Genomic DNA, 17,749 nt, shown 5'->3' with positions numbered 1-17,749 from the left:
GACCGAGTGCCCATGACCCAAGCAAATATCGCGCCGCGCGCGTGTTTTGGCGCGGAACGCGTCTTGCGTGCCCTGGCGGTTCCTCCACCCTCGACCACGATCGTAAGGAACCGACCATGCAATCAGTCAAGCCGATCCTCCCGCAACTGCTCCGCGCCGCCATCGGTGCTTCGCTGGCCGCCGTGTTGGCCGCATCCCCGGCCGTCCACGCCCAGAGCTCCGCGCAGCCCGCCACCAATACGCCGCAGGGCGCGCGCGGCGAGACCCCGCATTACCCGGCCTCGGGCGTGGCGGGCCAGGGCGCCACGCCGATGCAGGGCGCCAGCCCTGGCGGCGACGGCATGAAGCCCCACACGAAGAAGCCCAAGGGCGCGCGCGGCGAAAACCCGCATTACCCGGCGCCGGGCATGCCGGGGCAAGGCGGCAGCGCCGCGCAGGGCAACTGATCGACTGATCGACTGCGCCGGCCGGGCAGAATCTACAAAGCGTGTAGCAAAGACCGGCCGGCGCGCGTGACCGCCTCGCCCGATGCCGATGGCCGGGGCGACCCGATCCTCACAGGAGCAACGATGAACGCGATTCCCATGACAGCGAACCACCGGTTCCCGATGTCCGCATCCCATATTCCGCCGTTTCCCGATCCCGACCCGGTCGATCCGCCGGGCCAGGACGATCTGCCCGGCATCCCGCCCGAACCGCTGCGCGACCCCGAGCGCGTGCCGCCGTTGCCGGTCAGTGCATGACCTTGCGTCACCGCTGACCGTATCGCCTGGCCGGCGCGTCAGGCCGGCGCGTCAGGCCGGCGCGTCAGGCCGATATGCGCGTCGCGACCGGATCGCTCGCTCAACGCGCGATCGCCAACGCGGCCCCGACCGGCAGCACCGGGGAATCGCGATCGGGCGCGGCCTCCACGAGAAAGCGCCCGACCACGCCCGGCTCGAACAGCATGCAGTAGGTCGAGCCGCCGTACTGGAAGTAGCCGATTTCGTCGCCTTTCGCGACGCGCTGGCCGGGGAACGCGTCGATCACGCACGACGACACGTCGCCCATGCCGACGAACACGCAGGCCACCGTCCCCATGCCCGGGTCCTCGCACTCGATCACCACCACCGCACGGGTGGCCACCGCCGTCATGTAGCCCTGCGAATCGTTGAGGCCGCACGGATCGAGCCCTTCGACGTCGGCGGCCGAGAAATAGCTGCCCGGCACGCGATAGGCATGGGTGATGGTGCCGCCGACCGGCGCGTGCCAGCGGTGGTAATTCCACGCGCTCAAGTAGGCCTGATAGACGTCGCCGCCGACGAAGCGCTCGGCCAGCAGCGCCTGATCGGGCGTCAGCATGTCGCGAATCGAATACGGCTGCGACTTGATCCAGAAATCGTCGAGGCGCTGCACGCGGCCGGCGATCTGATACGGCGCGGCCTCGCAGGCGTTGACCACCACGCGCGCATCGCCGGGTTCCGCCACCGGGCGCGCGCCGTCGCGAAAGCGCCGCGTGAAGAAGTGATTCCACGATTCGAAGCCCCAATGGGGTTCGTCGGGGCGGCAGATGAATTCGTCGAGCCGCATCCGCTCGCGCGCCTCGTGGCAGAACCAGCCGTCCGGCCCGCTGTCGTGCAGATGGGTGCGCGAGTGCGGGCCGGACAGGAACGCCGACCAGGCGGTCAGCAGCTTGCCCAGTTGCGTGTTGACGGCCTCGTCGCGGAACAGCGCATAGCCGGCCGGCATGCACATCGGCCAGTCGAGCAGGGCATTGACGGGGCACACGATCAGGCCGGTCTCGCTGAACGGCGGCGCGTAGCGCAACACGGAGTCGAGGATCGTCATGAGGTCGTCGATGGTCGCGTAGCCGAGCCCATAGCCGGCCTCCAGCGCCTGTTCGATCGCGCGGCTCAAGCCCATGCGCAGCATCGGGTCGCGCTCGAACAGCGCCGCCAGTTCGGCCACCACGGTGGAACGCGGATGCGCGCCGGCCTGCGCGTACGCATCGTGGGCGAGTTGCCGCCGGTACGCGGTCATGTGCTGTTCCTCGGCGGCGAGCCAATCGCCGAGGCGTCGGCGCGTGCTGCGGGCAGGGCCTTGGATGGGGGGCATGGGGGTCTCCGGGTAGGGGTGCCTGGAAGTAGGCAGCATCCTGCGTGCCCGAGGGCCAGGAATTCGTTCAAATGTTTTTAATGAGATTTGTTCGCCTGCAAGATGATTTTGAATTTATCAATTGGTTAATTCTTAAAAATGACTTATCTATAATTACTTGTCTTATTTAATTTATCAAATTTCTTTGACGAATTGCGATTGATCCGTTTACTATGCCTCGCGAGAAAATGACGATTCGAATTTTCAATAAAATAAAGTCATAGAAATTTCGACGCAAAAAAATCCAAAAAATCCGAGAGGCCCGCATGTCGACGATCTTGATGTCACAGGCGTACGAGTTGAAGCTGGCGCCGTATCCGGCACCCATGTCCGTGCTCCGCTTTACGGGCCGGGATGCCGTGAGCGAGCTATACCGCTACCACATCGAATTCACGAGCCCGATCGCAGCGATTCCGATGGGCCAGGTGGTGGGGCGTCCCGCCAAATTCGTGGTGGCGCCGGTTGATCCGAACAGGGATTATCTGCAAAGGATGTTCGGCGAAAACGCCGGACAGTTCAGCAAGGTGCCCCCGGCCTATACGATCCACGGCGTCATCACGGAGTTCGACGAGTGCGGCACCTCGGGCGACCCGACGCACTATCGGGTTCTGCTCGAACCGAAGCTGGCCGATTTGAACCGGGGCGTCACGAGCCGGCTATTCCAGAATCAATCGATCGAGGAGATCGTCACTCATACGCTGCGCCATTATGGCTATCGGGCGGGAGTCGATTTCCGGTTCCAATTGCGCGGTCAATACAAGCGCCGTGAATACGTCACCCAGTATCACGAGACAACCTTCGCGTTCATTCAACGGCTCTGCGCCGAGGAAGGGCTGTGGTTTCGCTGGGAGCAGAGCAAGGATTACGCGGTGCTCGTGCTGGGTGACGATCTGGATGCCTATGCGCGCAAGCAGCGCACGGTGCCGTACCTGCGCGACGCGGGGCTCGAGAGTTCAGGCCAGGATGCGATCAAGACGCTCGAAAAGCGCACCAGGCGGGTACCCGAAGCCGTGCGCCTGCACGACTACAACCACCGGCAGGCCGGGGTCTCGTTGCTGGTCGAGGAAAACGCGGCGCGCAACGACCCGACGACGAACGGCATCGATTACCAGTGGGGCGAGCACTACGCCACACCCGAGGAAGGCCGGGGCCGGGCACGCCGGCGTCACGAGGAACATCTGGCCAACCAGATCACCTTCAAGGGGACCGGCAATCCGTTCTGGCTCGAAGCCGGTGAAGTGATGCGGCTCGCGCCGAATCCGGCCGAAGCGAAGCATGGGATTTTCGTGACGTCGGTGCAATCGCAGGGGGGCCGCGATCAATCGTATTGGGTCACCTTCGAGGGCGTGCCGTCGGACCGCGTGTGGCGCACGCCGGTCGCCACGATCGATCGACCCTCCATCGGTGGCGTCCTGCCGGCCCGGATCACCTCTCCGGGCGATTACCCCTACCTGCCATCGATTCGGACGTTGATGCGTTGTTCCGCTATGGCCGTTATTTACAGACGCGCGATGGGCCGAAAAACTTCGACGACGTTGCACGTTATTTCAGGATCGCTGCCGCACATGGTCATTACAAGGCCAATCACAACGTACAGCAATTGGTGTCGCATGGCATGGCCAGTTCTCCGAATGCGGAACACGAAGCAGTCGAGTGGGCGAGTCAGCTAGTCACTCAAGATATTCCGATAGGTTACTACGATATCGGCTATTACCTAAATTCAGGATATGGACTGAAGCAAAACAAAGAACTGGCGCTGAAGTATATTCGGAAGGCCGCCGATCTGGGAAATGCCGGTGCTCAGTATTATGTTTCGCAGTTGTTTGCTCATCATGATAAGGTGCCGAATGTGGCCATTAAAATGTTGAAATGTGCGGCTGATCAAGGGCACGGACGTGCGGCTTTGGAATTGGCATTATATTTCGAAATCGTTAATAACCTCCGTGAGGCCGCGCTTACTTTTCAAACAAGCGTGGCTGCAGGAAATAGCACATCTGCCTTGGCCCTTGAGAAATCTTTTTTAGATCCTCTTGTCACTGATAGAGCGTTATATCTTGATTTGCCTAGCGATTCCGAGCGCTCGCGTCGCTATCAGGCGATCGGGAAATTTCTGAGAGCCAACGAACTGGCGAACCCGAAAGTTCCTGACGTCGACCAGATCGTTCCGTTACCGCCGGCAAAGCTCCCAACATGGGACGGTACGTTCGAATGGGAAAAGCAGCATGCCCAGGTGCCGCCCAAACCGTCGGAAGAATTGATCGACCGATTGGCAAAGGAAAAAAACCTGAATCCCGAGACCGGATGGCCGCTTTCGGCTGATGCCCAGATTTCGAGGGCAGCGGCGTCGCCCGAATTAATTGCTCGATTGCCATTGGGCTCAACGGCGCGAGCCGGAACGCAGTGTCCCGAAAGCGGAGTCTGGTGTGCGCAACTTCGCCCGGGCCTTCAGGCTGAAACGACACGGATTTTCAAAAAGGGCGACGAACTGCCGATGATCGACTATTACGAACCGCGTCCGCTGGCCTTGCTTGATCGCGTAATGGGCGAACGCCGCTTGACGGCAGACGTCATGTGGAAGCTGGTCGCCTACGAGGACAAAACGTGACGATGCAAGCCGCCTGCCGATCAAACCCAAGCCCCAATCCCGAAACAACCAGTCTCCGTTGTTAAAGAACCCCCAATCATGATCAAGCTCATCCGACTCGGCGACACGACCGACCATGGCGGAACCGTCGTGACCACGTAGGCATGAATTGCAGGCGGTGCCCCCCCGGGTGCGACCGACATGAAATTCGTGCTGTCCGGGCGCGAGCTTCACTACTTCAACCAGAAGCAGGCGTGGACGCCATTCGAATGGCCCGGCCCGTCGCTGGATTTGCGCTCATTGCGACTGCGTGCACGGCGCGGGCGCGGTGCTGTTGATCAACGCGGCGCTTTCCTGCGCCACGGCCTGCGCCGCGATCTGCTGCAATCGCACGGCCAGCGTGCCCGGGATGCCGAGTTGCTGCGCGGCCACCTCGGCGGCGCCGAAGCGCGTCGCATCGCCCCCCGTGATCTGCGTGAACAGCACGAGGCCGGCCAGATAGGCGCCGTTCACGCTTGGGTGCATGTAATCGGGCGCGCTGATCTGCGGATCGTTGACGGCGTTGATGCCGTACCAGAGCAGCGGCAGGCTCGCGCTGGTCGTGACGAACGGGTCAGGGTTCGCGACGCCCTGATTCCACGCGAGCCGCCACGCCTCGCCGGCCGGGGCGACACCGGCGATCGCGCCATCGACGGCCGCCGCGTTGTAATACGCGTCGTGGTTCGCATCGGCGAGCGTGTTCAGCGCGGTTTGATATTGCGCGGCGAAGCCCGACGCGCTCGTGCTGCCGGCCAGCGCCTGCGCGAGATCGCCGCGCGCCCACGGCTCGTACAGATACACGTTCGCATGCGGCGCCGCGCCGTGAACAGCGCTCTCGATCGTCTTCACGCTCGCGCAAAAATCCTTCGGATTACTGACGCTGGAGCCGGTCAGCGCCGACGGCAACGGCTTGACGCTGAGTTCCTGCAACACCACCGCGTTCCAGCCCGGCTGGGCGATCACGCTGGGGGCGGCCGCGAAATTCTTCGCGAGGCTCGTTTGCGAGATCGCCTCGATATGGACGTCGTAACGCAACCCGGCCTCGGCCGCGAGCTGCGCGAAGATCGCCGGAATGCCGCCCCACGGCCCGGTTTCGAGCTCGGCGCGCGCGCCGGTCTGGCCGTAGTTTTCGTCGACCACCAGCGTCGAGGCGCTGGTGGAGCCGGCCGCGCCGCCCGAATGATAGGGGCGCACCGGCGCATAGCGGCCGTGCGTGAAGCTGTCGCCGACGAACAGGATGTGCTGCACGCCCGCGGCGGACGCCGACGACGTGGAAGACGATGTCGCGCTGGACGAGGCGGCGGCCTGCCCGCCGTTGTTGCCGTCGCCGCCACCGCAGGCGGCGAGCCATGCCGCGAGCGTGAATGCCATGCCGCATGCGGCGGCCAGCCGGGCCGCCTTTCGGGAAAACTGCTTGTCGATCACGTCGCCTCCGCTCGGGTGCGCGGCGTTGCGCCTGCGCGGCCCGAATGCTGCCGGCGGCCTCCGGTTCATGCCGATGGGGCCGCCTCGATATACGGCGCGCACGTTCCGATGCCGCGCCGATCCCGCTCGACGTTCGGTGCGCTCGCTCGTGGCAGGGCGATATCGGCGATATACGGCGCGGCGATATCCGGCGACGTTGCGCGCTTGCCCCGAGCGAAGCGGCAGCCTGCCGTCGATCCTGCCGCGCAGGCTACGGGGGAGTGCGGGGCGTGTCCAATATGCTTTTGCGCACGCACCCATATCGGTGCGATATGCGAATGCGGATGGGCGTGGCAGGCGCGTTGGGGCGAGGTGGCGGCTTACAAACAGCCTGGGTGAGTGGCGGCCGCGGGAACCGGCGGCAGGAATTACCCCGAGCGTGCCGGATACGTGGGCAGCGTGCTGCACGATGCCAAGCCATACCGGTTCGATCAGCCGGTTATTAACGGCATCGCGATCGTATTCTTCAATCGATTTTCGATAACAAAATCGGCGCCATTATTTTGTTATATCGATTGACGGGCAAACGTTTTTCTCATATTGAAGTTTCACGATTAATCGGTAAGCTTCGCTGCTGATCCTTCCTGCAGGCGGCTCCGGGGCGCGAAGGGTTGACGGCGTCGAATCAATGATTTGAATAGGTTCCTTGCCTGCGCGTCGGGCAGCGAAGGCGCGCGGCATTCAACGCGATCGAGACATTCCGAGGAAAACATGGAAAAGAAGAACAACGCGCTTCACAACGCGATTCCCCCTTGCTTTACCGAAAAGGATCAAAGCACCGAGCGCCTGACCGAATTGTTCGTCGGTGTGGCGCAGGCGCGCCGCATCAAGAACGGCCAGACGCCGGCCGAACGGGCCGTGTTCCGCAAGCTGCACGGCGTCGCGCATGCGCGGCTCGAGATCGACAAGAAGATTCCCAAGCACCTGAAAGTCGGCGCGTTCGCGCAAGGCACCCTCAACGCGTGGGTGCGCTTTTCGAGCGACACGGTGCCCGCCTCGGCGGACCTGAAGACGACGCTCGGCATCGGCATCAAGCTGTTCGGCGTGCCGGGGCAGAATGCGCTCGGCGAGCGCGGCGACACGGCCGACTTCATCATGCAGAACCACCCGGTGTTCTTCGTCGACAACGCCGAGGAGATGGTGGCGTTCACCTACGCCGGCGTGGTGGCGAACGACTACCCAGGCTATCTGAAGGCACACCCCGAAACGCAGCGGATTCTCGACGAGATGGCCAAGGTGGAAGGCAGCGTGCTGACCGCCGACTACTGGGCGATCCTGCCGTTCGAGGCCGGCAAGGGCGGCAAGAGCGGCAAGGACGTGCAGTACGTGAAATACCGGCTCGAACCGGAAACCCGACCGGAAAACGTCCCGAACAACGAGGCGGATTACCTGGCGACCGATCTGGCCCGGCGCCTCGCCAGCCGCGAGTACCGCTTCCGCTTCATGGTGCAGGTGCGTACCCCGCAGCCGGCCGATCCGGCGAAACAGACGATGCCGCTCGATCGCGCCACGGTCGAATGGCCCGAATCGGAAAGCCCGTACGTGCAGGTCGGCACGCTGGTGCTGCCGCAGCAGGACGTGGGCGCGCGCGGCCAGGCCGAATACGGCCAGGGGCTCGCGTTCAACATCTGGCGCGTGCCCGAAGTGCAGAAGCCGGTGGGTTCGCTGGCCGAGGCGCGCAAGGTGGTGTACGCGGCCAGCGCCCGTGCCCGTCACGAGGCGAACGGCCAGCCGCTGCAGGACCCGACCGAGCCGCGCGAGGCGGCGCCCGCACCGGCGCCGCTCGATACCTGCATCGTCAAGGCCGTGATCTACCCGTCGATCGGCGTGGCGCGCGTCGGCACCAGCGACGATTGGTTCATCGGGCCGGAAGTGCCGTATCCGCCGGCCGAAGCGCCCGGATTCTATCGCGACGCCAAGCAGCGCCTGAAGCGGCAGGCGGCGCGCTTTCGCGTGTATGGCGTCAATGCCAAGGGCGAGATCGTCGAGGAACTGCACGCCGGCAACGCCGACATCGAATGGAAGGTGCAGCTCGCGAACACCAAGGCGGCGTGGTATGGCTTCCAGCTGGCGCTCGATATCCCCGAGGCCGCTTCCGCGCCGCCCACCACGCTGCGCAACCCCGGCGTGCCGGACCGCGCCGCGCTCTCGATCACGCCCAAGGCGCGCAAGGTCGCCGGCAAGAAGGGCGCCGCGGTGCAACGTTTCGACGACGGCAAGTTCATGGACAAGCCGGTGTATCTCGGCGAGCTGCGCACCGACGATCAGGGCCGCCTGGTGGTGCTCGGCGGGCATGGCGTGTCGGCGTCGTACGACGGCAGCCGTGCGGTCACGTTCGGCAACAACGAGGGCTGGCACGACGACGTGTCCGACGGCCCGGTGACGGCCACCGTCACCTACAAGAAGCAGCCGCTGCTCGTCACGCCCGCGTGGGTGGTGGTGGCGCCGCCGAACTACGGGCCGCAGCGCAAGTCGGTGCGCACCATGTGGGATCTGATGCGCGACCTGGCGATCAGGAACGCGATGCTGCCGATGCCGGCGCGGCCCAGCTTCACGCACGACATCCTGCCGATCTTCGAGCGCCTGAACGGCCTGCAGTGGGTCAATGCCGGGTTCGCGGCCGGCTTCGGCTGGAAGGGCATGGCGGATCTGACCAGCGAGGACGCGTTGGGCCGCCTGTCGAGCGCGAGCGGCGCGTTCGTCGAACTGCGCCGCACCATCGCGCTGCAGTTCCGCAACGTCGCGATCGACGGCGCGTCGCCGAAGCCGTGGCCCTGGCTCTACGGCGATGCGATGGCCGTGCCGGCCGCCAACACGCCGCGCCAGAATTCCACGCTGTCGGCCACCCAGCTCGCCATGCTGCAGGCCTGGGCGGAAGGCAATTTCATCGAGGATTACGATCCGAAGCACCGGCACCCGGCCAAGCTGGAGGATTATCCGCTCGCCCGGCGCGGTGACGTGCTGACCCAGGCCGCGCTCGATTTCTGTCTGGCCGACGCGTTCCATCCGGGCTGCGAGATGACCTGGCCGGTGCGCTACGCGAGCATGTATGTCGCGCCGTTCCGTTTCGCCCACGCGAAGGAGGGCTGGCAGGCCCCGAACCTCGGCGAGGTGCTGACCGGCGATGCGCTGACGCTGCCGAACGGCCCGATGGCCGGCCAGCAGGCGGGCGGCATCACGCGCTGGATGGCGGTGCCGTGGCAGACCGATACCGCGAGCTGCCGTTCCGGCTATGACAAGACCTACGATCCGTACGTCCCGTCGTTCTGGCCGGCGCGCGTGCCGAACCAGGTGCTGACCCGGGAGAACTACGACATCGTGATGGACGAGAAGCGCCCGCTCGGCGAGCGGCTCGCGGCCTTCGCCAATCGCGCCGCGTGGATCGATCCGCTCGGCTCGACCAGCTACACGCAGCAGATCAACAACATGATTGCCCACTTCGATCATCTGGGCGTGGTGGAGGTGCGCGAGGGGCCGTCGGATCGCGCGCACTTTCCCGCGCTCGTCGAGGTGGAGGATCAGCACGTGCCGATCAAGGACGTCAGCCTGACCGGCGCCCGGGCGAGCGACGATCCGAAGGCCGAGGGCAAGGCCAGGCTCAAGGCCGGGATGGCCGCGGTCGAGGCGAGCGCGCATGTGCCGGGTGCTGCGGCGCAGGTGGGGGCGGTGTCCTACGCGAGCGCCGATTCCGTCGATCTGATGACTATCGAGAAGGTGCGGCGCTTCCCGCACGGCCTGCTGCGTTGAGCGCTTCGCCGGTATTGACGGCGGATGTGGCGGTGATCGGCGCCGGGCCGGCCGGCGCGATCGCCGCGCTCAATCTCGCGCCGTTCCGGCGCGTGCTCGTGATCGACAAGGGCGGGGCTAGCGCGGCTCGCATCGGCGAGAACCTGCCGGCCGCCGCCGGCCGGCTGCTGCGGGACATGGGGCTGTACGACGCGTTCGTCGCGCAGGGCCATGCGCCGAGCCGGTATCTGCGCAGCGCCTGGGGCGGCGCGCAGCTCGCCGATGCCGATGCGATCCGCAATCTCGACGGCCCGGGCTGGCATCTCGATCGGCCACGCTTCGACGCATGGCTGCGCGAGGAGGCGAGCCGGCGCGGCGCGGCGATCGTCGCGGATACCGCAGTGCGCGGCATCGAGCGCAGCGGCGGGCCGGACGGCACCTGGCAACTGGATTTGCTGCGCGCCGGCCGGCCGGTCGCGGCCCGGGCGCGGCTCGTGATCGACGCGAGCGGGCGGCGCGCCGTGCTGGGCAGGCGGCTCGGCGGCGGGCGCGAGCCGCTGGATCGGCTTGTTTGCGGCTGGATCTTCGGGACGGATGCGGGCTCGAGCACCGGCAACGGCGGCGACGCGAACGAGCTGCACGCCGAACCGGGCGGGTGGTGGTACACCGCATCGCTGCCCGATCGCGGCCGCGTGCTGGCGTTCTATACCGATGCCGACCTGCCCGACGCGGGCAGCGCCCATTCTCGCGACGCGTTGCTGGCGCGCTTGGCCGCCATGCCCGAGCTGGCCGAGATGGTCGGCCGGCTCGATGCGTGCGGGTTTCGTCCCGATGGCGCATACGGCTTTTGCGCCGCGCACACCGCCACGCAGGCGGCCGTGGCGGGTGAGGCGTGGCTGGCGGTGGGCGATGCCGCGCTCGCGTTCGATCCGCTGTCGTCGCAGGGTTTGTTCAATGCGCTCTATACCGGGCTGGCCGGCGCGGACGCGGTCTATCGTCATGACGTCGAGGGCGTGCCATCGGCACTCGACGCATATCGGCAGCATATCGACGGGATTCGCGATGCGTATCTGCGGAATTTGAGTGCGTGCTACCGGATGGAGACGCGTTGGGCGGATCGGCCGTTTTGGCGGAGGCGGGGGGAAGGGGGCGGGTGATGGGGCGCCGTGTCGCTCGAACCACGCGCGCGCCGCCCATGCCACGCAGCACCGTCTACCATGTCGGCTCTGCCGGCTGGCGCGTTCGTTTCGCGCCGTGCCAGCCGGACATCTCGACTGAAACCTCTTCGAAAGGCCAGGTAATGACCACCGTAACGCTGCTTGCCGACGACGAACTGTCGCCGGCCGCGAAAGCCGTCTTCGACGATATCCGCGCCACGCGCAATTCCGATTTCGTGAACAACTTCTGGCGTGCGCTGGCGCACGATCCCAAGACGCTCAAGCGCACCTGGGAAAGCATCAAGGAAGTCATGGCGCCGGGCGCGCTGGACCCGAAGACGAAGGAAATGCTGTACGTGGCGGTGTCGATCGCGCACGGCTGCGCGTATTGCATTCACTCGCACACGGCCGGCGCGCGGGCCAAGGGCATGACCGACGAGGAATATGCCGAAATGCTGGCGATCGTGGGCATGGCGTCGGAGACGAACCGGCTGGTGACCGCGCTGGGCGTGCCGACTGACGAGGCGTTCATGGTGGCGACGCCGAGAACGGGGGCGTAACGGCGGTTGTCGTTCCCGGTGCGTTGCGAACCGCGTGGCGTGTGATGCGCCGGCCGAAGCCGGCGCGCCTGGCGTTACGCGGCCGGTTTGCCGCGCACCAGGATGTTGACGGCGAAGAGTCCCAGCACGGTGCCGGCGATCCAGCGCTGGGCGCGCATCGCCGAGGGGCGCTTGCCGAGAAAGCCGCTGACGCGTGCCGCCGCCAGCACGATCATGCCGTTGACGAACACCGAGATGGCGATCTGCACCACGCCGATCTGCACGAACTGCGTGAACGTCGAGCCGGCCGCCGGGTTGATGAATTGCGGAATCAGCGCCGAGTACATCAGGGCGATTTTCGGGTTCAGCACGTTGGTGACGAAGCCCATTGTGAACAGGCGGCGCGGCGAGTGCGGCGCCAGCTCGCGTGCCTCGAACGGCGAGACGCCCTTGGGCTTGAGCATGTTCCAGGCGAGATAGCCGAGATACAGTGCGCCGCCGATGCGCACCACGTCGTAGGCCAGCGGCACGGCCTTGAACAGTGCGGCCAGGCCGAGCCCCGACGCCACCAGATAGCAGACGAAGCCGAGCGCGACACCGGCCAGCGAAATCATGCCGGCGAGCCGTCCCTGGGAAATCGAACGGGAAGCCAGATAGATCATGTTCGGCCCGGGCGTCAGGACCATGCCCAGGGAAATGACGGCGACGCCGATGAGGTTTTCGGTCGGAATCATGAGCATGACTGTGTTCTCTCTCTGGTTTGTTGGATTCGATGTCGATCAGGTGCTGCCGCCGGGGCTGGATGGGCGCGCGGGGCTTGGCACCCGAGCAATATCCATGAGGGGCGACGGCGGGTCAATTTCTGTGTGGGATGATGGATTGGTTATTTGACATAATGAGAATTATCGAAGTTAAAATCGCGATGCTGATCTGGACCTTTTTGCAGTTCGCAACTTTTCGGCCATACATCCGCAACACACCAGAATTCCGACCAACGCACTCTGCGCGTCGGCCGCTCCTGATCCGGCCGACGCCCTCAGAGTGATAAATAAAATGCGATATCCGAATCTGCGTTATGGGAAAACCCCCGAATTTCATTATTGCACGCAAAACCGATCGATTAATGATTTGGTGCGTGAATTACGCCGTTCAGAAAGAACTATTTCCGATTGGCTTTCTGGAAAGCAACGCGTTCCGTGGTGGTTCCAGAAATTTTGCGAATTCGGTCGTATGAGCGAGAAACAACACTCGCGTTGTTTCGGAAAATCGATACGATGCGCATGCTGCCAACCAGGATTCCAGTTGCTCTACTCACAGCTCCGTTAGTACTTTCTCAACAAAGCCCGCACCTGCAAGACCAGCCTTGGGGTAATCCAGCGGATTACCTGAAAACGGCTCCTCACTCAACTCAACACTTGGATCGTCTTCTGCATACGAGATCAAATAAGTGCGCTTAGTGAAGGGATCTTCCCTCACAAACTTTGGAATTGGCCAGTCTTCGGCACGCCAACCCTTCAAATGTGAAGCGACGATCCAAGCACCATTCCTTAAAGACAAATCCCCAAATATAAGAATTTTTGTAGCGTGAGATGGCGTCAAGCCTAGCTCGGAGTAGTCATTCACATGATCGGGAAAACCTTTAAAAAAATAGCCCGCAACAATCCCTTTTTTCGTGTTGGCTCGTGCAACAACGCCAAGGGCGCGCCCCCCGTCGCGCAAGGGCACTAGGAACACATCCCCTTCGCAATATGCGAAAGCTCTCATTGCTTCAGCCTCCTAAAGTAGTTCCCCGCCGCGTCCATATACGCGTCAAAGTTAACATTCTTATCGAGCAATGGCGCCAGTTTTACAACGAAAAGCGTCCGCACAGCACGCATCGCTACCAACCTCCCGCCACGGTCCGTCGAGCCCGGCTGGATTCCGATAACATCGACACCCGACTCACTGCTTGAGTGGCTACAAAATTCCGCCGCAGGTCGCGTTCTCGATCAAGCGGATCTTCCGCAGATGAAATAAACGGCATCCGATTGCTTGGGCCAAGCGTGCCTCGGCTCACCTCGCTTCAGCCGTCGGCGACAACGCAAACCACCGAAAATCGTTCGGCGTCATCTCGTAAGCGCGGCGGAACGCGTGATTGAAATCCGACGCGCTGCTGAAGCCCAGTGCGAAGGCGATATCGATGATCGCCATATGCCGAAACTGGCGCAATTGATCCGCCGCTTCACGCAGTCTGCAATTGCGAATGTAGGTCGCCAATCCCCCCTCCGCCTCGAACAGGCGATACAGCGTGGCGCGAGACAGTTGCGACGCACGCTGCACACTCTCGGGCGACAGGTCCGACTCGTGCAGATTGGCCGCGATATGGCGTCGTATTGCGCCGAACGTCGCGGCGCGCGCCGCAATGCGGGCGGTGCCGGTCAGGCGCGCCTGCTTGCCGAACGCCGCGGCGATCAGCAGCGCGCAGACGCGCATCGCGTCATGCGCCTCGGCCGCCTGCATCCGGGGCAGGTTCCGGCAAAGCTTGTCGAGCATCGACGGGATCAGGCGCGCGACCGGCGAGTGATAGCCGATCACGCTTCCATGAATCGACTCGGGTTCCGGCAGCACCGAATTCAACAGCGCGCGAGGCAGGAAGAACGCCAGCAGGCGGCAGGCGCTGCGCTCCATGCGCATGGGCTGGTTCAGGTCCAGCGCCAGGATGCCGGGCGTGGACTGCATCGATTTGCGCTTCGGATAGAGCCCCGTCGTCGTCTCGACGTGCCCCTCCACGACGATGTGAAACACGTAGTCGCGAACGGTGTCGGTGGAAATCCTCGCCGACGATCGTGCCTGCAATACCGGATCGGTACGGCAATCCGTGAATCTCAGATCACCCGACCGATACATGTCGATGCTTCCGTGAAAGCCGTCGGCCATTTGGGCGCGCGAGATCGGCACATCGAGCATATGGCCGAGGCGGCTTCGCCAGGCGAGCAACTGCTGCGAACGCGCCTCGGCATGCGTACTGAAATGATCGTGCAGACAAGCGGACGGAACCGTATCGCCGGCCGAGAGATTCGTCGTCAAGAAAGGCACCCCGTAACCATGGCGTTTTGTTTTTTGAAAATGAGACGCCCGATCAATCTATCCGAAGTCGGCTACCTATACTAGCGCGGCTCCATTAATTCAGGAGCCATCGGGAATAGGCATTGGCTTTTCAGGAAATATCCACTTAAAACAGGAGATCAAATATGGCTGGCTATGCTGTTACCAATAAAACCGACAAGGAAGTCTGGATCACGATCTACGAGCCGTTCGGCAGCATCATCAGCTACGGCCCGGTCAAGTCGAACGAGACCTGGACTTTCAACAAGGGCGCCTGGGCCGTCGGCTCCACGTATAAGCTGCTCGCCGAATATCCCGTCCAGGAACCGCACAGCTGGGCCACCACCACCCGGCAAACGCTGCGGCACCTGGATTTCGACTCGATCAACCTGATCGGCGGCCCGGACGGCGGCTATTGGCAAACGCCCTGACGCTCACGGGGCGGCACCGGGTTGAAGGTGCCGCCCTGTCACGGCGGGTCCACCAACGATCGGCGCGGTTTTCGCCCTGGCGGAACGCGATGGGCGAGCGCACAACGCCCCCCCTCCCCGCCAAGCCTCTATTCCGCAAAACTGGCGTTCACCCGATACGCCTCCGGCAGCTTCAAGATGTCCTCCTTCAACGCCATCCTGACCAAGCCCAGAAACTCCTGAACCAGCGGCTTCGCGGCATTGGTCTGGGTATGCAGAAAATAACCGCGCGCAACCATCAGCGGCTCGAACGGCAGCAGAACCACATGCTCGTGCGCGTTGTGCAGCGTCGCGAGCCCGTTCGTCAAGCCGATGCCGAGCCCGCGCGACACCATCGACAGGATCAGCGACGCATACGGCGTTTCGATCGCCGGCACCTGGTCGACGCCGTTCGCCCGCAACACCCGGTCGATCGGTGCGCGCGGTTCGTCCGCATAGGACGGCAGGATCAGGCGCTCGTTGCGCAGGTCGCTCGCGACGATCTTGCTGCGCGAGGCCAGCGGATGCCTGGCCGGCACGGCGCACAGCATCGGCAGGCGATACAGGTCCTCGGACATCACCGCATACGCTTCCGGCGCGACCGACCCGATGCCCACGTCGTAATGCCCCGACGATACCCATCGCTGCATCGTGGCCTCGCTGCGCATTTCGAGCGACACGTACACCTGCGGATGCCGCTGCACGAACTGCTCGATCACGGCGGGCATGAAGCCCAGCGCGAACAACGGCGCGGCCACCACTCGGAGCCGCCCGGTCGCCATGGTGCGAATTTCGCGCGCGGATTGTTCGAGCATGTCGAGCCCGACGAAGCTGCGTTCCACGTCGCGATAGAACGCCGCGCCGGCCTCGGTGATCTGGATTCTTCCGCCGTTGCGCGAAAACAGTTGCAGGCCCGTTGCGCCCTCCAGCTCCGCGATCAGCCGGCTGATGCCGGGCTGCGACGTGCCGAGCTCGTCCGCCGCCGCGGTCATCGATCCGCGCAACACGACGAGGCGGAATGCCTCGATCTGCCTGACGTTCATCATCCCCTCGTTGCTTGGCCGGCTTTCGAGCTTGCCATAACAAAAATGAATGGGCGGCCATTTTGGCGGTATTTGCCATTGTCCAAGGCCGCCTTCAGACTCGCCTCGAACGTGTTGCCAACCCCCTCAATGTTTGATTTTCAGGAGTGAACGCATGACGCAGACGTATTTCCACGTTGACGAGGACCTGGATTTCGCCCCTTCGCGGCCGGCCGATGGCCGTGACGAAGGTTCGTACGCGCGCCGGGTGTGGACGGACACCGGCAGCGAACACCCGGCCGCCGTCGCCGTGTGGCGCGCGACGCCGGGCACGTATAGCTATCCGGCCCGCGCGCTGGACGAAACCTTTGTCGTGATCAGCGGCACGGCGCTGTGCCAGGTCGGCGGCGGGGAACGGAAGGAAATCGGCCCGGGCAGCATCGTGAATATCGCCAAGGGCGAAGCGATCACGCTGCAGGTGCATACCGAACTGCGCAAGGTGGCGACGGTCATTCCGAAGCCCTGAGGCCGATCACGCGGCGTGGCCGCGGGTTGCGCCTGATCGTGCCCAATCGCCCCTAATCGCGCCGGGCCAGCATGTCGTCGAATACCGGTACCAGCGCGAGCGCGACCAGGACGATCGCAAGCGGCACCGTCGAGACGAAGCCGAGATGCCGGAAGCCCGACGCGCCGGCCAGGCCGCCCACCGCGAACGACAGCAGCAGCGAGCCGAGCAGCACCAGCTTGCGACGGTCGGCCCGCACCGCCGGCTCGGCCGCCGAACCGCCATTCCAATAGACGAGCTTGCCCAGTTCGATGCCGATATCGGTCACCAGCCCCGTGACGTGGGTGGTGCGGATCTCGGCCTTCGAGATCTTCGTGATCATGGCGTTCTGCAGGCCCATCACATAGCAAAGCAGGCACACCGTCGCCGGCACGAACAGCACGTGATGCGTTTCGAGATGCGCGCCCAGCAGGCCGAACAGCAGCAGGAGCGCGGCCTCCAGCATCAGCGGCATCGCGTACAGGCTGGTCAGGCGCCGGCGGCGGCCCCAATTGATCAGGATGGCCGAGGTTGCGGAGCCGGCAAGAAACGCCACGAGGGAACTCAGCGCCGCGGCCACGAGGTCGAGCTCGCCGATCGCGAGATTGTCGGCCAGCGAGGACACGATGCCGGACATGTGCGAGGTGTACTGCCCGACCGCGAAGAAGCCGCCCGCGTTGGCGGCGCCCGCCACGAACGCGAGCACGCGCCCGAGACGACGGTTCGATGTCTCGTTGCGCTCGGGCGAAGTGAAACCGCGAAGATAGTGGATGGGCATGAAGACCCTCGATGCCGTCGGATGGCGCCCCGGAGCTTGCCTCCGGGCGGGGCATCCTAACACGGGCGGCAGCCGGGTCGGCCAGGCGGCATGGCGCGCGAACAATTTGCAAGCATCGTGTACAAAAGCGTCGGTTGGCGCGTGCCGGCAGGTTTCGTCGGAGGGAATGGCCGGGAAACAAGGGCAAAGGCGGCCCGTGCCGCGCATCGAGAAGGCGCGGATTGCCCCGC

Annotated in this window: 16 protein-coding genes and 2 pseudogenes; 11 read left to right on the top strand and 7 right to left on the bottom strand. The window is 64.2% G+C overall.

The annotated features are described in order from the left end of the window. The first annotated feature begins 116 nt into the window (after positions 1–116). A complete protein-coding gene (locus tag AB4850_RS22775) occupies positions 117–446 on the top strand; it encodes a hypothetical protein (protein ID WP_414445240.1) in 330 nt (109 codons plus the stop codon). Positions 447–569: 123 nt separating this feature from the next. Beyond that, complete coding sequence (locus AB4850_RS22770; RefSeq protein ID WP_414445239.1) at positions 570–743, top strand: hypothetical protein; 174 nt, start codon at positions 570–572, stop codon at positions 741–743. A 100-nt stretch (positions 744–843) separates the two neighbouring features. On the opposite strand, the gene AB4850_RS22765 is transcribed toward AB4850_RS22770, so the two are convergent. Beyond that, a complete protein-coding gene (locus tag AB4850_RS22765; protein ID WP_414445238.1) occupies positions 844–2,094 on the bottom strand; it encodes a phosphatidylserine decarboxylase family protein in 1,251 nt (416 codons plus the stop codon). A gap of 305 nt (positions 2,095–2,399) precedes the next feature. Between AB4850_RS22765 and AB4850_RS22760 the strand changes: the two are divergent. Both AB4850_RS22760 and AB4850_RS22755 read left to right on the top strand, forming a co-directional pair. After that, a pseudogene (locus AB4850_RS22760) lies at positions 2,400–3,584 on the top strand (type VI secretion system Vgr family protein); the annotation flags it as partial. A gap of 164 nt (positions 3,585–3,748) precedes the next feature. Next, positions 3,749–4,738 carry a DUF6396 domain-containing protein gene (locus tag AB4850_RS22755; RefSeq protein WP_414445237.1) on the top strand — a complete coding sequence of 330 codons (990 nt, stop codon included), beginning with the start codon at positions 3,749–3,751 and terminating at the stop codon, positions 4,736–4,738. Positions 4,739–5,014: 276 nt separating this feature from the next. Here AB4850_RS22755 and AB4850_RS22750 read toward each other — a convergent pair whose 3' ends face one another. Continuing rightward, complete coding sequence (locus AB4850_RS22750) at positions 5,015–6,181, bottom strand: hypothetical protein (RefSeq protein ID WP_414445236.1); 1,167 nt, start codon at positions 6,179–6,181, stop codon at positions 5,015–5,017. A 750-nt stretch (positions 6,182–6,931) separates the two neighbouring features. Here AB4850_RS22750 and AB4850_RS22745 point away from each other — a divergent pair. The 3 genes from AB4850_RS22745 to AB4850_RS22735 all read left to right on the top strand — a co-directional run bounded on the left by AB4850_RS22745 (position 6,932) and on the right by AB4850_RS22735 (position 11,663). Further along, positions 6,932–9,967 carry a LodA/GoxA family CTQ-dependent oxidase gene (locus tag AB4850_RS22745; protein ID WP_414445235.1) on the top strand — a complete coding sequence of 1,012 codons (3,036 nt, stop codon included), beginning with the start codon at positions 6,932–6,934 and terminating at the stop codon, positions 9,965–9,967. Beyond that, complete coding sequence (locus AB4850_RS22740) at positions 9,964–11,103, top strand: NAD(P)/FAD-dependent oxidoreductase (RefSeq protein WP_414445234.1); 1,140 nt, start codon at positions 9,964–9,966, stop codon at positions 11,101–11,103. Before AB4850_RS22745 ends, AB4850_RS22740 begins: the two co-directional genes overlap by 4 nt. 143 nt (positions 11,104–11,246) lie before the next feature. Next, positions 11,247–11,663, top strand: coding sequence for a carboxymuconolactone decarboxylase family protein (locus tag AB4850_RS22735; RefSeq protein WP_414445233.1), 417 nt, complete (start codon positions 11,247–11,249; stop codon positions 11,661–11,663). Between the two features lie 74 nt (positions 11,664–11,737). Here AB4850_RS22735 and AB4850_RS22730 read toward each other — a convergent pair whose 3' ends face one another. Further along, positions 11,738–12,376, bottom strand: a complete 639-nt coding sequence (locus AB4850_RS22730) for a LysE family translocator (protein WP_414445586.1) — start codon at positions 12,374–12,376, stop codon at positions 11,738–11,740. A gap of 4 nt (positions 12,377–12,380) precedes the next feature. Here AB4850_RS22730 and AB4850_RS22725 point away from each other — a divergent pair, with 4 nt between their 5' ends. After that, the gene (locus tag AB4850_RS22725) at positions 12,381–12,533 is read left to right on the top strand and encodes a hypothetical protein (RefSeq protein ID WP_414445232.1); all 153 of its coding nucleotides are present in this window, start codon (positions 12,381–12,383) and stop codon (positions 12,531–12,533) included. Between the two features lie 420 nt (positions 12,534–12,953). Here AB4850_RS22725 and AB4850_RS22720 read toward each other — a convergent pair whose 3' ends face one another. Then, positions 12,954–13,406: an Imm26 family immunity protein gene (locus AB4850_RS22720; RefSeq protein WP_414445231.1), complete on the bottom strand. Its 453-nt coding sequence runs from the start codon at positions 13,404–13,406 to the stop codon at positions 12,954–12,956. Positions 13,407–13,462: 56 nt separating this feature from the next. Between AB4850_RS22720 and AB4850_RS22715 the strand changes: the two are divergent. Further along, positions 13,463–13,594 (top strand): annotated as a pseudogene (locus AB4850_RS22715) (integrase core domain-containing protein); the annotation flags it as partial. A 100-nt stretch (positions 13,595–13,694) separates the two neighbouring features. Here the strand turns inward: AB4850_RS22715 and AB4850_RS22710 are convergent. Next, positions 13,695–14,588 carry a helix-turn-helix domain-containing protein gene (locus tag AB4850_RS22710; RefSeq protein ID WP_414445230.1) on the bottom strand — a complete coding sequence of 298 codons (894 nt, stop codon included), beginning with the start codon at positions 14,586–14,588 and terminating at the stop codon, positions 13,695–13,697. A 284-nt stretch (positions 14,589–14,872) separates the two neighbouring features. On the opposite strand from AB4850_RS22710, the gene AB4850_RS22705 reads away from it, so the two are divergent. Beyond that, positions 14,873–15,157 (top strand): hypothetical protein, encoded by a 285-nt coding sequence (locus AB4850_RS22705; protein WP_414445229.1) that lies wholly within the window; start codon positions 14,873–14,875, stop codon positions 15,155–15,157. Positions 15,158–15,285: 128 nt separating this feature from the next. On the opposite strand, the gene AB4850_RS22700 is transcribed toward AB4850_RS22705, so the two are convergent. Then, on the bottom strand, positions 15,286–16,218 hold the full coding sequence (locus AB4850_RS22700) for a LysR family transcriptional regulator (protein ID WP_414445228.1): 933 nt from the start codon (positions 16,216–16,218) through the stop codon (positions 15,286–15,288). A gap of 154 nt (positions 16,219–16,372) precedes the next feature. Between AB4850_RS22700 and AB4850_RS22695 the strand changes: the two genes are divergently transcribed. Beyond that, positions 16,373–16,723: a cupin domain-containing protein gene (locus tag AB4850_RS22695; RefSeq protein WP_414445227.1), complete on the top strand. Its 351-nt coding sequence runs from the start codon at positions 16,373–16,375 to the stop codon at positions 16,721–16,723. A 52-nt stretch (positions 16,724–16,775) separates the two neighbouring features. On the opposite strand, the gene AB4850_RS22690 is transcribed toward AB4850_RS22695, so the two are convergent. After that, the gene (locus AB4850_RS22690; RefSeq protein WP_414445226.1) at positions 16,776–17,519 is read right to left on the bottom strand and encodes a YoaK family protein; all 744 of its coding nucleotides are present in this window, start codon (positions 17,517–17,519) and stop codon (positions 16,776–16,778) included. Positions 17,520–17,749: the final 230 nt, after the last annotated feature.

This window comes from Burkholderia sp. 22PA0106 (assembly GCF_047497155.1).
Taxonomy (GTDB): Bacteria; Pseudomonadota; Gammaproteobacteria; order Burkholderiales; family Burkholderiaceae; genus Burkholderia.
Note: the sequence above shows the minus strand (reverse complement) of the source record. Positions and strands in the feature narration are given on the sequence as shown.

What these genes read in the sequence shown, in the direction of transcription:
- AB4850_RS22775 (WP_414445240.1), top strand. Translation starts at nt 117, where the DNA reads ATGCAATCAGTCAAGCCGATCCTCCCGCAACTGCTCCGCGCCGCCATC.
- AB4850_RS22770 (WP_414445239.1), top strand. Translation starts at nt 570, where the DNA reads ATGAACGCGATTCCCATGACAGCGAACCACCGGTTCCCGATGTCCGCA.
- AB4850_RS22765 (WP_414445238.1), bottom strand. Translation starts at nt 2,094, where the DNA reads ATGCCCCCCATCCAAGGCCCTGCCCGCAGCACGCGCCGACGCCTCGGC.
- AB4850_RS22755 (WP_414445237.1), top strand. Translation starts at nt 3,749, where the DNA reads ATGGCCAGTTCTCCGAATGCGGAACACGAAGCAGTCGAGTGGGCGAGT.
- AB4850_RS22745 (WP_414445235.1), top strand. Translation starts at nt 6,932, where the DNA reads ATGGAAAAGAAGAACAACGCGCTTCACAACGCGATTCCCCCTTGCTTT.
- AB4850_RS22735 (WP_414445233.1), top strand. Translation starts at nt 11,247, where the DNA reads ATGACCACCGTAACGCTGCTTGCCGACGACGAACTGTCGCCGGCCGCG.
- AB4850_RS22730 (WP_414445586.1), bottom strand. Translation starts at nt 12,376, where the DNA reads ATGATTCCGACCGAAAACCTCATCGGCGTCGCCGTCATTTCCCTGGGC.
- AB4850_RS22725 (WP_414445232.1), top strand. Translation starts at nt 12,381, where the DNA reads ATGACTGTGTTCTCTCTCTGGTTTGTTGGATTCGATGTCGATCAGGTG.
- AB4850_RS22720 (WP_414445231.1), bottom strand. Translation starts at nt 13,406, where the DNA reads ATGAGAGCTTTCGCATATTGCGAAGGGGATGTGTTCCTAGTGCCCTTG.
- AB4850_RS22710 (WP_414445230.1), bottom strand. Translation starts at nt 14,588, where the DNA reads ATGCTCGATGTGCCGATCTCGCGCGCCCAAATGGCCGACGGCTTTCAC.
- AB4850_RS22705 (WP_414445229.1), top strand. Translation starts at nt 14,873, where the DNA reads ATGGCTGGCTATGCTGTTACCAATAAAACCGACAAGGAAGTCTGGATC.
- AB4850_RS22700 (WP_414445228.1), bottom strand. Translation starts at nt 16,218, where the DNA reads ATGAACGTCAGGCAGATCGAGGCATTCCGCCTCGTCGTGTTGCGCGGA.
- AB4850_RS22695 (WP_414445227.1), top strand. Translation starts at nt 16,373, where the DNA reads ATGACGCAGACGTATTTCCACGTTGACGAGGACCTGGATTTCGCCCCT.
- AB4850_RS22690 (WP_414445226.1), bottom strand. Translation starts at nt 17,519, where the DNA reads ATGCCCATCCACTATCTTCGCGGTTTCACTTCGCCCGAGCGCAACGAG.